The 14,428-nt window shown below is 72.4% G+C and carries 12 protein-coding genes and 1 riboswitch; of the genes, 4 read left to right on the top strand and 8 right to left on the bottom strand.

From position 1 onward, the window contains the following. Positions 1-60: 60 nt before the first annotated feature. Both ABZ801_RS16480 and ABZ801_RS16475 read right to left on the bottom strand, forming a co-directional pair. Positions 61-1,083 (bottom strand): cytochrome d ubiquinol oxidase subunit II, encoded by a 1,023-nt coding sequence (locus ABZ801_RS16480; protein WP_344943462.1) that lies wholly within the window; start codon positions 1,081-1,083, stop codon positions 61-63. After that, the gene (locus ABZ801_RS16475) at positions 1,080-2,435 is read right to left on the bottom strand and encodes a cytochrome ubiquinol oxidase subunit I (protein ID WP_360698444.1); all 1,356 of its coding nucleotides are present in this window, start codon (positions 2,433-2,435) and stop codon (positions 1,080-1,082) included. The genes ABZ801_RS16480 and ABZ801_RS16475 overlap by 4 nt, the downstream gene beginning before the upstream one ends. A 227-nt stretch (positions 2,436-2,662) precedes the next feature. On the opposite strand from ABZ801_RS16475, the gene ABZ801_RS16470 reads away from it, so the two are divergent. Then, positions 2,663-4,405: a pyruvate dehydrogenase gene (locus tag ABZ801_RS16470; protein WP_360698442.1), complete on the top strand. Its 1,743-nt coding sequence runs from the start codon at positions 2,663-2,665 to the stop codon at positions 4,403-4,405. A 41-nt stretch (positions 4,406-4,446) separates the two neighbouring features. Here the strand turns inward: ABZ801_RS16470 and ABZ801_RS16465 are convergent, their stop codons facing one another. Beyond that, positions 4,447-5,886, bottom strand: coding sequence for a M20/M25/M40 family metallo-hydrolase (locus ABZ801_RS16465; protein WP_360698440.1), 1,440 nt, complete (start codon positions 5,884-5,886; stop codon positions 4,447-4,449). Between the two features lie 247 nt (positions 5,887-6,133). Then, positions 6,134-6,283, top strand: a riboswitch (cyclic di-AMP (ydaO/yuaA leader). Positions 6,284-6,629: 346 nt separating this feature from the next. Here ABZ801_RS16465 and ABZ801_RS16460 point away from each other — a divergent pair. After that, positions 6,630-7,424: a peptidoglycan recognition family protein gene (locus ABZ801_RS16460; protein ID WP_360698438.1), complete on the top strand. Its 795-nt coding sequence runs from the start codon at positions 6,630-6,632 to the stop codon at positions 7,422-7,424. Between the two features lie 120 nt (positions 7,425-7,544). Here the strand turns inward: ABZ801_RS16460 and ABZ801_RS16455 are convergent, their stop codons facing one another. Beyond that, positions 7,545-8,351, bottom strand: a complete 807-nt coding sequence (locus ABZ801_RS16455) for an alpha/beta hydrolase (protein WP_360698436.1) — start codon at positions 8,349-8,351, stop codon at positions 7,545-7,547. 92 nt (positions 8,352-8,443) lie between these two features. On the opposite strand from ABZ801_RS16455, the gene ABZ801_RS16450 reads away from it, so the two are divergent. Next, the gene (locus ABZ801_RS16450) at positions 8,444-9,103 is read left to right on the top strand and encodes a helix-turn-helix domain-containing protein (protein ID WP_360698434.1); all 660 of its coding nucleotides are present in this window, start codon (positions 8,444-8,446) and stop codon (positions 9,101-9,103) included. 124 nt (positions 9,104-9,227) lie between these two features. Here the strand turns inward: ABZ801_RS16450 and ABZ801_RS16445 are convergent, their stop codons facing one another. The 4 genes from ABZ801_RS16445 to ABZ801_RS16430 form a co-directional block, all read right to left on the bottom strand. Continuing rightward, positions 9,228-10,046, bottom strand: coding sequence for a M23 family metallopeptidase (locus ABZ801_RS16445; RefSeq protein ID WP_344943442.1), 819 nt, complete (start codon positions 10,044-10,046; stop codon positions 9,228-9,230). A gap of 434 nt (positions 10,047-10,480) precedes the next feature. Then, positions 10,481-11,608 (bottom strand): mandelate racemase/muconate lactonizing enzyme family protein, encoded by a 1,128-nt coding sequence (locus ABZ801_RS16440; RefSeq protein ID WP_360698432.1) that lies wholly within the window; start codon positions 11,606-11,608, stop codon positions 10,481-10,483. A 35-nt stretch (positions 11,609-11,643) separates the two neighbouring features. After that, positions 11,644-12,411: a sulfite exporter TauE/SafE family protein gene (locus ABZ801_RS16435; RefSeq protein WP_360698430.1), complete on the bottom strand. Its 768-nt coding sequence runs from the start codon at positions 12,409-12,411 to the stop codon at positions 11,644-11,646. 16 nt (positions 12,412-12,427) lie between these two features. Then, positions 12,428-13,318, bottom strand: coding sequence for an IclR family transcriptional regulator (locus ABZ801_RS16430; protein WP_360698428.1), 891 nt, complete (start codon positions 13,316-13,318; stop codon positions 12,428-12,430). Positions 13,319-13,429: 111 nt separating this feature from the next. On the opposite strand from ABZ801_RS16430, the gene ABZ801_RS16425 reads away from it, so the two are divergent. Then, a complete protein-coding gene (locus ABZ801_RS16425; protein ID WP_360698426.1) occupies positions 13,430-14,401 on the top strand; it encodes a 5-dehydro-4-deoxyglucarate dehydratase in 972 nt (323 codons plus the stop codon). Positions 14,402-14,428: the final 27 nt, after the last annotated feature.

The raw sequence follows: 14,428 nt of genomic DNA, 5'->3' as shown, positions 1-14,428 counted from the left end.
GCCCACCTGTTGCTCTTCCGCGCCGGCCGGGCGTGCTGTTGAGAGCCGCACCCGAGGTCGTTATCGGTCGGTGGTTTTGGGCGGGGGGCTGGGCGTGGGGCGCTGGAAGAGGGCGAAGAGCCACAGCAGGGACGGGACGAGCAGGACCATCCCCGCGATGACCGTGCCCAGGGTGGCGTGGAGGACGGCGGGGTGGGCGGCGGCCTCGGGCACCGTCACGTTCGGCGGGAGCATCACCGGGTACTGCGCGACGGCCCAGCCCCACAGGACCGCCGCGACGGCCAGCGCGGCGGTGATCCTGGCCAGGGCGTATCTGCGGAAGGCGAGCGTGACCATGGAGGCGAGCCCGGCGACGCCCGAGACGACGACGAGGGGCAGGGCGCGGCCGGTCAGCCCGGCGTACAGCGACGGCGCGTCCGCGCGCACGACGAAGATGCCCAGGATCGCGATGACGCCGGTGATCACGGCGGTGAGGAGGCCGCGCAGGCGGAACACGTCGGCCAGCTTCGGGTCGCCGCCGCGGCGCGCGTCGCCGGTGAGGTAGACGGCCGCCAGGTAGGCGGTGGTGCCGACCGCCAGCGCGCCGGCCATCAGCGAGGTGGCGTTCCACCAGCTCGTCACAATGTCGCCGGCGGCGAGCCCGTAGGGGACGCGTCCGGACGCGACGCCGCCCGCGATGGTGCCGAGGAAGAACGGGGTCAGCACCGAGGACAGCGCGAACGCGCCGCCGAACAGCCGCAGCTGCCACAGTTCGGTGCTGGCCTTGCGGAAGGCGAACGCGGCCCCGCGCGCGATGATCCCGATCGCCACGAGGGTCAGCGGAATGTAGAGGGTGGAGGCCACCGAGGCGAAGATTCCGGGGAAGCAGGTCCAGAACATCACCAGGACGAAGATCAGCCAGACGTGGTTGGCCTCCCAGACGGGGCCGATGGAGTGCTCGATCAGCTTGCGCTGGGCGTAGCCGCGCCGGGCGCCGCCGGCCAGCGCGTCCCAGAACCCGCCGCCGAAGTCGGCCCCGCCGAACAGCGCGTACAGGGTGAGGCCCGCCCACGCGAGGATCAGCAGCCACTGCGCGGCGGTCACGGCGCGTACTCCTCCGCCCAGCCCTCCTGGGGCGCGGTGACGCGCTGGCTGCGCAGCCGGTTGAGGACGTAGACGGTGGTCACGGTGAGCACGACGTACACGGCGAGCACCACGATCAGCCCCACCCACAGGCCGGGCGCCGGGTTGACCGCGTCCGCGGTGCGCTGGTGCTGCCAGACGACCCAGGGCTGGCGGCCGACCTCGGTGGTGATCCAGCCGGTTTCGAGCGCGAGCACCGCGGCCGGGCCGGACAGCACGGTCAGCCACAGGAACCAGCGGGTGCGGGGCAGGTCGCGGCGGCGCCACCACACGATCGCCAGCCAGATGCCGAGCAGCAGCAGGGCGAACCCGATCGCCACCATCAGCTGGAAGCTCAGGTGCACCGGGTTGACCGGCGGACGGTCGGCGACCGGCACCTTGTCCAGGCCCTGGACGACCGTGGAAGGCCGGTAGCCGACCAGGATCGACAGCGCGTTCGGGATGCGGATGGCGTACCGCATCTCCCCGTCCAGGTAGAGGCCGCCCACGGACAGGGGGACGTGCGAGCCGGTCTGGTTGAGCCCTTCGATGGCGGCGAGCTTGGGGGGCTGGCGGTCGGCGAGGAACCGGGCCAGGACGTCCCCGACGAAGATCTGGAACGGCGTGATGACCGCCGCCACGGTGAACGGCAGCAGGAGCCCGATGCGGTGGTAGCGGTCGCGGCGGCCGCGCAGCATTCCCGCGGCGTACACGGCGGCGATGCCGAAGCCGGTGACCATGAACGCGGCCAGGATCATGTGGATGGTCTGCCAGGGGGTGGCCGGGTTGAACATCGCCGCCCAGGGGCGCACGCCGGTGACCCTGCCGTTCTCCAGGTCGAATCCGCGCGGCTGGTTCATCCAGGCGTTGGCGCTCACGACGAAGAACGCCGATGCGACCCCGGCCACGCACACCGGCAGCCCGGTCAGCAGGTGCAGGCGGGGCGGCAGCCGGTCCCAGGCGTACAGGTAGATGCCCAGGAAGATGGCCTCGATGAAGAAGGCGAACCCTTCGAGCGCGAACGGGAGCCCGAGCACCTGCCCGTAGGTCGCCATCAGCCCGGGCCACAGCAGGCCCATCTCGAACGACAGGATCGTCCCCGACACCGCGCCCACGGCGAACAGCACGCCCATCGCCTTGGCCCAGCGGTGCGCGATCCGCTCGTACGCCTTGTCGCCGGTCCGGATGCCGCGCCACTGCGCGAATACCGTCAGCGCCGGCATGCCCACGCCGAAGCAGGCGAGGATGATGTGCCAGCCGAGGGATATCCCCATCTGCGTACGTGCCGCCACCAGATCGGCCGGCGTCGCGGCGCCGGCCGCCAGCACTTCCATGCGATCCTCCCCCGGCGGAACCGCTCCGATTCGTGCCCCTCTTTCATCACCGGAAGCGGCGGGTTCACTCGCCCGAGTTCGCTCCGGCGTCCGGCCGCCGCACCCGGTGTGGCCTGGGGTTTCCTGATCGGGCGGCCCGGCGGGCGGCGCGAGTGCGGCCGTGTGCGCGGCCCCTGAGGGGGTAGGTGACCCGACCGGCGGGCCGCCGCCGGACGGAGGGTGCGCAGATGGCCAGGCAGAGCGTCGCACAGCAGTTCGTCGACATCCTCGTGCAGGCCGGGGTGAAGCGGCTGTACGGCGTGGTCGGGGACAGTCTCAATCCCGTCACCGACGCCGTGCGCCGCAACGGCGCCATCGAGTGGGTGCAGGTGCGGCACGAGGAGGTCGCGGCGTTCGCGGCGGGCGCCGAGGCGCAGCTCACCGGGCGGCTGGCGGCGTGCGCGGGCAGCTGCGGTCCGGGCCACCTGCATCTGATCAACGGGTTGTTCGACGCGCATCGCAGCATGGCGCCGGTGCTGGCGCTGGCCGCGCACATCCCCAGCGCCGAGATCGGCACCGCCTACTTCCAGGAGACCCACCCGGACCGGCTGTTCGCCGAGTGCAGCCACTACTCGGAGCTGATCTCCGATCCGGCGCAGATGCCGCGGATCCTGCAGACCGCCGTCCAGCACGCGGTGGGCCTGTCCGGTGTGGCCGTGGTGAGCATGTCGGGCGACACCGCCGGACGGGACGCGCCGCCGCAGGCGGGCGAGTCGGCGCTGGTCGTACGGCGTCCGGCGGTGCGGCCCGCCGACGCCGAGATCGACGCGCTGGTCCGGTTGGTGGACGAGGCGGAGGCGATCACGCTGTTCTGCGGCAGCGGGACCGCAGGCGCCCACGACGAGGTGATGGCGTTCGCCGACCGCGTCAAGGCGCCGGTGGGGCACGCGCTGCGCGGCAAGGAGTGGATCCAGTACGACAACCCGTTCGACGTCGGCATGTCCGGGCTGCTGGGCTACGGCGCCGCCTACGACGCGATGCACCAGGCCGACCTGCTCATCCTGCTGGGGACCGACTTCCCCTACACCGCGTTCCTGCCGGACGACGTGCGCATCGTCCAGGTCGACATCCGGCCCGAGCACCTGGGCCGCCGCTGCACGCTGGACCTGGCGGTCTGGGGCGACGTCCGGGAGACCCTGCGGGCGCTGATCCCGCGGGTGCGGGAGAAGACCGACCGCCGGTTCCTCGACCGGATGCTCGGCAGGCACGCCGAGGCGCTGGAGGGCGCGGTCGCGGCGTACACGCGCGACGTGGAACGGCACCGGCCGATCCATCCCGAGTACGTCGCGGCGGTCCTGGACGAGGAGGCCGCCGACGACGCGATCTTCACCGTGGACACCGGGATGTGCAACGTGTGGGCGGCGCGTTACCTGTCGCCGAACGGGCGGCGCCGGGTGATCGGGTCGTTCAACCACGGGTCGATGGCCAACGCGATGCCGCAGGCGATCGGCGCGCAGCTGACCCACCGGGACCGGCAGGTGATCTCGCTGTCCGGCGACGGCGGGTTCTCCATGCTGATGGGCGACTTCCTGACGCTGACGCAGTACGACCTGCCGGTGAAGGTGGTGCTGTTCGACAACTCCTCGCTCGGCATGGTCGACCTGGAGATGATGGTCGCGGGCTTCCCGCCGCACGGCACGACCTATCCCCCCACCGACTACGCGGCGATCGCCCGCGCGGCCGGGGCCCACGGCGTGCGCGTCGAGGACCCCAAGGACGTGCGCGACGCCCTCCGCGAGACGCTGGACCACGACGGCCCGGCGCTGGTCGACCTGGTCACCGACCCCAACGCGCTGTCGCTGCCGCCCCGCATCACCGGGCGGCAGCTGGCGGGCTTCGCCACGACCACCAGCAAGCTCGTCCTCACCGGCGGCGTCGGCCGCATGATCCAGCTCGCCCGTTCGAACCTGCGCAACATCCCCCGCCCGTGACCGGGGGAGGGCACCGGAAGTGGCCCTCCCCGGTCACGGGGTCAGGAGGGCAGGGGGAAGCTGACGGGGCTGCGGTGGCCGGCCCTGCCGACGGCGCGCACGCCGAAGAACACGTTGTCCTTGGACAGGTCGACGCGCACCTCGGTGACGTCGCCGACCGGGATGACGTGGGTCCAGTCGGGGCTGGTGGTCTCGCGCCAGACGATCTCGTACCCGGCCAGGTCGGGTTCGGTGCCGCGGGTCCAGACCAGGTCGGTGTCGTTGGTGAGCCGGTCGGTGCGGATCCTGGCGTTCTTCGGCGTGCCGGGCGCCTGGGCCAGCGACCAGAGGGCGGCGGCGTTGACCCGGGCGACACGGGCGATGTACGGGAAGTCGCAGAACTCGGGCAGGTCGCCGTACTGCCTGCCGTCCTCGACGCGCACGTCCTGGTGCTGGTGGTCGAAGTTCTCGTGGGGCTCGGTGAAGCGGGCGGCGGGATAGCCCTGTTCGAGGAAGGGGATGTGGTCGCCGCCGCGCAGGTAGCGGTCGCGGCGGTAGATGACCCGGACGTTCATGCCGGTGGCGTCGTTCTCGGCGACGCTGGTCACGAAACGGGCGAGCTGGCGGGAGGGCGAGTCGTTCTCGCCGCCGACCGAGCGGCGGATGTTCGCCTCGGCGGGCGTCTCCGCGGTGGGCACCCCCTCGGCGAACAGCCGGACGGTACGCGGGTCGCGGGTGCCGTCGTCGGCGGTGCTGCTGCCGACGATGTCGTTGGTGAACATGGCCTGCACGTCCGTCCCGGCGGCCTTGTACCGCGTGGCCATGTGGCGCGCGCCGTACAGCCCCTGCTCCTCCCCCGCGACGGCGGCGAAGACGATCGTGGCCCGGGGACGGCGGGTGGCCATGACGCGGGCGAGTTCCATGACGACGGCCACGCCGGAGGCGTCGTCGTCGGCGCCGGGCGCGTCGGCGGTGGCGTTCATGACGTCGCTGACACGGGAGTCGTAGTGCCCGGACACCACGTACACGCGGTCCGGGGAGGTGCTGCCGCGCAGGGTGGCGACGACGTTGGTGATGCGGGTGGCGACGGGGATCCGGCTGGCCGGTTCCTGCACGTAGGACTGCAGCTCGACGGTCATCCGGCCGCCGGACGCCGCGGCGTGCTTCTTCATCTCGGCGAAGATCCAGTCCCGGGCGGCGCCGATGCCGCGTGCGGGGTCGTCCTGGGTCGAGAGCGTGTGCCGGGTGCCGAACCCGACGAGCCTGCGCACCGTCGCCTCGATGCGGCGGTGGTCGATCTCGCGCAGCAGGGCGCGCAGCTCGGCGTCGGGGTGCTGGGCGGTGACGGGCCTGCCGGGGCCGTTCGGACGTCCGGAGTCCGCCTCGGCGGGACGGCCGTCGAGCGTGACTCCCGCGGTGGCCGCGGCGGCCGCCGCGGAGACGGACAGGAAGACGCGGCGGCTGGGCGTGCCGGCGGCTGGGGGCGTGGTGTCGTAGGTCACAATTCTGGATCTACGTCATGGCGGGGGCGCCTGTCCACAGTGGAAACTGCCGCCCTTCAGACGCTTCCTCAGTGATTTCTCGCCATGTCTGCTCCCCCTGTGATTCGTGTGATCGGAGTGGTCGGCGGCTCCGGCACGGCGGCGAAAGATCGTTTTTTAGATTTTACCTTTGGCGGTTTGCGAGCTCTTTGCCTCATCTCCTATGGTCCGTGGTACTCCGCCGTCCGGCCCACCGCGACGGGAACCGTCCGGCGGAACGCCTAATCCCATGGCGCTGGACGTCTGGGAACCGGGGACCCATCAGTTCTTCGGGGTGAATCCGCGGCACAACCGCGGTAGGGCCGCTCCTTGGTCCGAACCCGTCAGCTAACCCGGTCGGCAGTCAAGGAGAGGAGAGGACATGAAGGAGCCCCCGCGGCTCGGCAGGCCCGCCACCCCCGCCCGACGGCGCAGCCACCTCATGAAGACGCGAACGCCCTGATAGACGGGGCGGTTCCGCCCTAGCTCGCACGCCCGCGCGTTCTCCTCGTCCGCGCTGCGCGCCCGCGCCCCTCGCGGCGGCGTCTCCGCCGCCGGCACCGGGTCACCGACACTTCCTCGCCACTGGCGAACAGAGCCGTTTTCTGCGCGGCTCGACGTTCCCGGCGCAGCCTCATCCCCTTTTCCCACTCGTTCTTCGCCGCCTGCTCTTTTTCCGCTGCCCGCATTCCGTCAGACCAGTTCCCTGGAAGGAAAACTCCCCCATGAATCCGAACGGCAAGCACCGTCGCACCGACCCCTGGCCCGCCGAGATGCCGCGTCGCTCGGTGCTGCTGGGCGGTGGAGTCCTGCTGGGGAGCGCGGCCCTCGGCGTCGCCGCGGCGCTGGGCCCGTCGGCCGAACACGAGGTGGCGAACGCGGCGAACACCATCGACGACACCGAGCGGACGCAGGCCGCCCGGGACGGCGAGTCCCGGCCGTCCCGAAGATCGCGTAGGTCGGGTGGCGGCGCCCCGCTGATCCACTCGACCGACGACTGGGGAGCGCGCACGCCCTACCGGCGGGCGACCGTGCTGTCCCGCGCGCCCGAGTACATCGTGGTGCACCACACGTTCACCCCCAACGTCACCGACTACTCGCTGCGGCAGGGCTACCGGATCGCGCGTTCGATCCAGGGCGCGCACATGGGACAGGGATGGGGTGACACCGGCCAGCACTTCACCATCAGCCGGGGCGGTCACATCATGGAGGGCCGCAAGGGCAGTCTCGCCGCCGCCCGCAGGGGCCGGATGGTGATCGGCACGCACGTCGCCGGAGCCAACGGCTACACCGTCGGCATCGAGTGCGAGGGCACCTACAACTCGGTCATGCCGCCCCGCCGCCTCCTGGACTCGCTCACCGAGCTGCTCGCCTGGCTGTGCGGCCAGTACGACCTCGACCCGAAGAAGGCGATCGTCCCGCACATGAAGTTCAACGACACCGACTGCTGCGGGTACGAGTTCGCCCCGACGCTGCCGCGCCTGCGCAAGGACGTCGCCGCGGCCCTCCGCTCCGCCTGAGACCGGCCGGTTGCTCCCAGCCGGCGTGCTGGGCCCCGGGGCCGAGGTCGGTGCGACGAGGGCGGCGCCGGAGGGGTCGCCATCTCGCGGCTGGAGCGGTGTCGGCGGGAACCCGTGCGTTCACGGGATGAGGGCGCTGATCGTCGCGGCCACCTCGGCGGGGGCGAACTGGTGAAGGCCGTGGCCGACACCGCTGACGGTGGTGACGGCGGGGTGTCGTGCGGCCGCCCGGACCAGTGCCTCGTCATCGGCGCTTGACAGCGACATGACGGCGGGGTCGGCCCGCAGCAGCAGCACCGGCCCCGGCACTCCGGCGATCCACTCGCCCGCCTGGCCGAGATGTCCGTACACCTGCTGGGACTCGGTGAGCAGCGCCTCGATGAATGCCGGATCGTGCCGGTGCAGGGCGGCGGCCTGGCCGACCAGGTAGGGATGGGCGGCGCCGAGGACCTCGGCGCGTGTGCGGCCGCCGCCGGCGTCCTCGGCGCCGAGCAGCCGCAACAGTTCCTCCTCCGGACGGCCGCACCACCCCTGCCACCGCCGCAAGGTGCCGGACATGCGGTCGAGCAGCCGGTACATCCGGGCGGGCGCCAGCGGCGCGTCCCCGATGACCAGCCCGGCGAACGCGTCCGGGCGCACGCCCGCCGCCGCGAGCGCGGCCTGCCCGCCGTAGGAGTGGCCGTACCACCACGCCGGACGGTCCAGGTGCCCGGCCGCCCATTCGGCGAGCGCCGCGCCGACGCCGCGCAGGTCGTAGCGTCCGGGCGTCCACGGAGACGCCCCGTGACCGGGCAGGTCGACGGCCCACCACCGGACGCGGTCAGGCAGCGCGTCCAGGAAGTCCTTCCCCATTCGCCACGACGCCGACCCGCCGTGGACGAACACCAGCGGCGTGTCCCCGCGACCGCCGGACTGCGCCTCGATCATGCGTGCCTCCTTCGCTCGGCGCCGCCGACACTGACACAAAGCGAAGTCGGGTGCAACTTTGCACCGGAGTCCGTCGCTGCTACGCTCGCGGGGTGGACGACGGGACCGTCGGGCTGCGCGAGCGCAAGAAGCGGCGCACCCGCAAGAAGATCGCCGACACCGCCATCGGGCTGTTCCTGGAGCACGGCTACGAGCCGGTGTCGCTGGCGCAGATCGCCGAGGCGGCGGAGGTCTCGCGGCGTGCGCTGTTCGCGTACTTCCCCAGCAAGGAGGACCTGGTCCTGGAGCGCGTCGCCGACCACGAGAGCGAGCACGCCCAGGTCGTCCGCGGGCGCCCGCCCGAGGTGCCTCCGCTGGCCGCGCTGCGCGACCACTTCCTCGACGGGCTCGACCGCAGGGACCCGGTGACCGGGCTGTGCGACCGCCCCGAGACGCTCGCCCTCTACCGGATGATCCGCGACACGCCCGCGCTGGCGACCGGGCTGCTGCGGTATCACGCGCGCAGCGAGGCGGCGCTCGCCGAGGCCCTGGCGGAGGCGGCCGGTGCGGCGGCCGGTGCCGGGCCGGACGCCGCGTTCACCGCGCGGCTGACGGCGTCGCAGATCACCGCCGTCCAGCGCGTCCTGGCGAACGACAACAACGCCCACCTGGTGGCCGGGACGTCGGCCGACGAGCGGCACCCCGCCGCCGTCGCCGCCGCCCGGCACGCCTTCACCCTGCTCCGCGACGGACTCGGCGGCGTCTTCGGGTGACCGAGCCGAAAGCGCCCGGCTCGACGGGGGACGAGCCGGGCGCTTTCTCCTGCGTGCTCCGCGTGTCTTCTCCGGGCGTCCTCTCCGGGCGTCCTCTCCGGGCGTCCTCTCCGGGCGCCGGTGGTCAGCAGTTGGGTATCACGGTGCCGTTGTTGTCCCTGGCCTCGTCATTGCCCCACCGCTTCAGGTAATAGGCGGAAACGTAGGCGCCCCGGCCGTTCTTTCCGGCGTAGACCTCGTCGAGGTCGGTCTTCAGCCACCAGTGGTTGTACTGGTCGCCGACGCGGACCTCGGCGCCCCAGACCTTGCAGTACACGTAGTTGGTGCCCGCGTACAGCAGGCCCTGCGGGTCGTTCATGAAGGCGTCCCGGTACCCGGTCGCGTTGGCGAACGTGTCGACCCAGTACTTGCCGCCTCCGCCGCAACCGTTGTCACTGGTCAGGTACTTCTGGTTGTACGAGCCCGGGTAGGGCGCCAGCGACACGCCGTTGATGCTGATGACCTGGCCCGCCCCGTTGTAGAGCTGCTCGTAGTGGATGTGCGCGCCGCTGCTGTTGCCGGTCGAGCCGGTGGTGCCGATCGACTGGCCCTGCGAGACGTAGGTTCCGTTGGCCACTCCGTAGGACGCGAGATGGAAGTAATACGTCTTCCAGCCGCCGCCGTGGTCGATGACGACGTAATTCCCCGCGCCATTGGCCTGGTAGTAGTTGTAGGCGGTGCCCGCGGCCGAGGCCAGTACCGGCGTGCCCGCCGTGGTGCCGCCGGAGCGGACGAAGTCGAGGGCCTGCCTGACCTCCGCCGAATGGTGGCTGTAGGTCCAGGTCTGCCCGCAGGGGAACGGGGCCTTGAAGTTGGGCGCCGCGAGCGCCGGCTGTGCCGGCTGGGCGACGACGAATCCCGCCAGCAGTGTCAGCCCGGCGACGAGCGCGCGAATCCGGCGCATTGAGCCTCCTTCCTGTCGTCCCGGCGGTCGCGCACGGACCGGTTTCTCCGCAGGCTCGGGCACCGGTCCGGGGGAATGACTCGACCGAACAGGAATCGCCGTTCCCGCGTGACGCGACGTTTTCTCATTGCACCAGAACGGCGCCGGGCAATGCTCGCCAACAAACCCGTGAACACCACTGCATGATCTGCCGTTGCCGCCCGCCGGCCCGGCACGCGGATGTGTTCACGCGCCACTCCGACAGGTCATTTTGGTGATCATCCGGGTACCCGGGGACGACAGTCGGCCGCACACTTCGCGCGACGGCCCGCGAGACCGCGCCGCATTTCGCGGAGCGCGGTCATCGCGGGCCGGATATGGCCTTCCCTCCGGCGCGCACCGATCAGCCCGAATTCCGGTCCGACGGCCGGACGGGCACGGCCCGGAGGTCGGGTTCAGGAGGCGAATTCGCAGGAGTCGGCGGTCCAGCCGGGGACGCGGTCGCTGAGGGTGAGGCCGAGGCCGGGGCGGTCCGGCACGATCATGCGGCCGTCACGGATCTCCAGCCGTTCGTTGAACAGCGGTTCCAGCCATTCGAAGTGCTCGACCCACGGCTCCTGCGGGTAGGTGGCGGCCAGGTGCAGGTGGATCTCCATCGCGAAGTGCGGGGCGAGCTGCAGGCGGTGGTGGTCGGCCAGCGCGGCCAGGCGCAGGAACGGGGTGATGCCGCCGATGCGGGGCGCGTCGGGCTGGATGATGTCGGCGGCGCCGGCGCGGATCAGCTCGGCGTGCTCGGCGACGCTGGTGAGCATCTCGCCGGTGGCGATCGGGGTGTCCAGGGACGCGGCGAGCGCGGCGTGACCGGCGTGGTCGTAGGCGTCCAGCGGCTCCTCGATCCAGGTCAGCGCGTACTCCTCCAGGGCCCGGCCGAGGCGCTGCGCGGTGGGCCGGTCCCACTGCTGGTTGGCGTCCACCATGAGCGGGACGTCCTCGCCGAGCCTGTCGCGGACGGCCTTCACCCGGGCCAGGTCCACCCGGGCGTCGGGATGACCGACCTTGATCTTGATGCCGCCGATGCCGCGTCCGACCGCGGCGGTCGCGTTGGCGAGGACCTCGTCCAGCGGGGCGTGCAGGAACCCGCCGGAGGTGTTGTAGCAGCGCACCGAGTCGCGGTAGGCGCCCAGCAGCTTGGCCAGCGGCAGCCCGGCGCGCCTGGCCTTCAGGTCCCACAGCGCGATGTCCAGGGCGGCGATCGCCTGGGTGGACAGTCCGCTGCGCCCGACCGACGCGCCGGCCCAGACCAGCTTCTCCCACAGCCGGGCGATGTCGCTGGGGTCCTCGCCGAGCAGCTCGGCGGCGATCTCCCCGGCGTGCGCGTACTGGCCGCGGCCGCCGGCCCGCTTGGAGTAGCCGAAGCCGAGCCCGTGCAGCCCGTCCGCGGTGTCGATCTCTGCGAACAGCAGGGCCACCTCCGTCATCGGCTTCTGCCGTCCGGTCAGCACCTTGGCGTCGCTGATAGGGGTGTCCAGCGGCAGCAGGACCGAGGACAGGCGGACCCGGACGATGCGGTCGGTCGTCGTCATCGCAGCTCCTTGTCGGGGTGGTCGACTCCGGGGGTCTAGTGCACGGCCGTCAGCCACAGGTGCGCGGCCAGGCCGAGGCCGGCGAGGGCGATCGCGACGCGCAGCGGCCGCTCCGGCAGCCGCCGGACGAGCGCGGGACCGGTCCAGCTGCCGGCCAGCGCGCCGCAGGCGAGCACGGCGGCGGCGGTCCAGTCGACCGGGGCCCAGAAGGCGTAGCCGATCGCCGCGACGAGGTTGGCGCCGCCGGTGGCGAGGTTCTTCACCGCGTTGGTCACCGCGAGCGGCTCGGTCGCCGACACCGACAGCACGGCCAGCATCAGCACGCCCGCCGCGGCGCCGAAGTACCCGGCGTACAGGCCGATCAGCACGACGGCCACCGTCAGCGGCGCGCCGCGCGGGGCGGTGCCGGCGGCCATGGCGCGCCGGTCGGCGAGTGCGCGCAGCCGGTCGCGGGCCAGCAGCAGCACCGAGCCGAGGGCGATCAGCCAGGGCACGACGAGTTCGAAGACGCCTTCCGGCGTGCTCAGCAGCAGCGCGGCGCCGAGGGTTCCGCCCACGGCGGCGAGCGCGACCAGTCTGACGGTGCGGCGCCGCTGGCCGCGCAGTTCGGCGCGCGACCCGGCGGCCGCGCCGACCGTGGTGGAGAACAGCGCCACGGTGTTGGTGACGTTGGCCGCCACCGGCGGCAGCCCGACGGCGAGCAGCGCGGGGTAGCTGAACAGCGACGCCAGGCCCGCGACCGACCCGGCCAGGCCGGACGCGACGCCGGCGAGCAGCAGCAACGCCGTGGCGCCGGCCCCCACCGCCTCCGTCCCCGCCTCAGATGCCGGCGGCCAGGTCGGCGGCGGACGGGTCGACCGGGGCCATCCGCTCGATGGCCAGCCGGGTGCGCTCCATCGCGGCCAGGATCTCCCGCCTGCGGTCCTCGTCGAGCCCGGCGATCGGCACCGAGCAGCTGATCGCGTCGGTGGCCGGGCTGGTGTAGCGCAGCGCGAGGCCGAAGCAGGTGATCCCGGCGTAGTTCTCCTCGTTGTCGATCGCGTGCCCGCGCCGCCGGGTCAGTTCCAGGTCGCGCAGCAGCGCGTCGTGGTCGGTCAGCGTGTGGGGGGTGAGCGGGGTGAGCTCGCGGGGGACGTGCGGGTCCACCCCGGCGCCGGGGGCGGTGGCGTCGAGACGTTCGGCCAGCAGGGCCTTGCCCATCGCGGTGCTGTAGGCGGGCAGGCGGCGGCCGACCCGGCTGAACGGGCGGATGTAGCGGTGCGACTCCCTGGTCGCCAGGTAGACGATGTCGGTGCGGTCGAGCCGGCCGAAGTGGATCGTCTCGTCCAGCTCGGCGCTCAGGTCGGTGATGTGCGGCTGGACGATCCGCAGGTAGGGGTCGGTGTCCAGGTAGGTGGTGCCGGCCAGCAGCGCGCGGATGCCGATGCTGTAGAGCGTCCCGGACGGGTCGCTGCGCACCCAGCCGTGCTCGACCAGCGTGCGGATCAGCGCGTACACGCTGCTGCGCGGCGCGCCGAGCGCCTCGCTCAGCTCGCGCAGGCGGGCCGGGCGGTTCTGCCGCGACGCCAGCAGCTCCAGCAGCTCGACGGTGCGCGCCGCGGACTTCACGCCCCGCACGCCGCCGGTCTGCGCCGCCTTGGCGGTCGCGCCGTCGGCCGCGTCGCCGCTTCCGCCGGAGAAGGCCGGTCCGTCGGAGGAGGGTCGGCTCATCACACCCCGTTCACGTCCGCTGGCGGAAAGATCCGATTGATCATTGACAACATACCAGAAGGGGAGCCAAAGTGTTCGCCACGCGTTCGTTCGTCTACATATGGAGACGGCTTGACTGAAACGTATATGGACGAGGCGCAGCGGACGGAACGGGTCGCCACGGTCGTGGAGCGGCTGCGCCGCGGCATGGACACGGCGGTCCTGTCGTTTCCGCTCACCGCGTTCGACGCCGACGGCCGGCTCGCCCCGGACGCCTACCGCGCCTACGTGCGCGGCCAGGTGGCGGCGCGTCCCGGCGCGCTGTTCCCCTGCTGCGGCACCGGCGAGTTCTTCTCCCTGTCCGAGCCGGAGTACGAGACGTGCGTCGCGATCGCCGTCGAGGAGGCGGACGGCGCGCTGCCGGTGGTGGCGGGCGCCGGGTACGGCTGGGCGCAGGCCGCCCGCTTCGCCGCCCACGCCGAACGCGCCGGCGCCGACGCCCTGCTGCTGATGCCGCCGTACCTGACCGAGGCGCCGCAGCACGGGATCGTCGAGCACGTCCGGCGCGTCGCCGCGAGCACCGACCTGCCGATCATCGTGTACCAGCGCGCGCAGGTGCGGATCGCGGCGTCCAGCGTCCCGGACCTGGCCGCGATCCCGAACGTGATCGGCCTCAAGGACGGCCACTGCGACCTGGACCGGCTGCAGCGGGTACGGCTCGTCGCACCGCCGGAATGGCTGTTCTTCAACGGCGCCGCCACCGCCGAGATGCAGGCGCGGGCGTACCGCGCGATCGGCGTACCGGCCTACTCCTCGGCCGTCCACGCCTTCGCCCCCGAGATCTCGCAGACGTTCTTCGCCGCGCTGCGCGCCGACGACCGGACGCGGGTGGAGGAGCTGCTGCGGGAGTTCTACCTGCCGTTCGTCGAGCTGCGCGACCGGGGCACCGGGTACGCCGTCTCCCTGGTCAAGGCCGCGGCCCGGCTGCGCGGCATCGACGTCGGGCCGGTGCGGGCGCCGCTCGCCGACCCCGAACCCGCGCATCTGGAGGCGCTGGACGCGCTGCTGGACAGGGGCCTGGACCTCGTGGGCGCCACCCGCTGAGCCGCTCCCTTCCCACCCCCGCCGAGG

Origin of the sequence: Actinomadura sp. NPDC047616, assembly GCF_040642915.1 — a bacterium.
GTDB lineage: Bacteria > Actinomycetota > Actinomycetes > Streptosporangiales > Streptosporangiaceae > Spirillospora > Spirillospora miaoliensis.
Note: the sequence above shows the minus strand (reverse complement) of the source record. Positions and strands in the feature narration are given on the sequence as shown.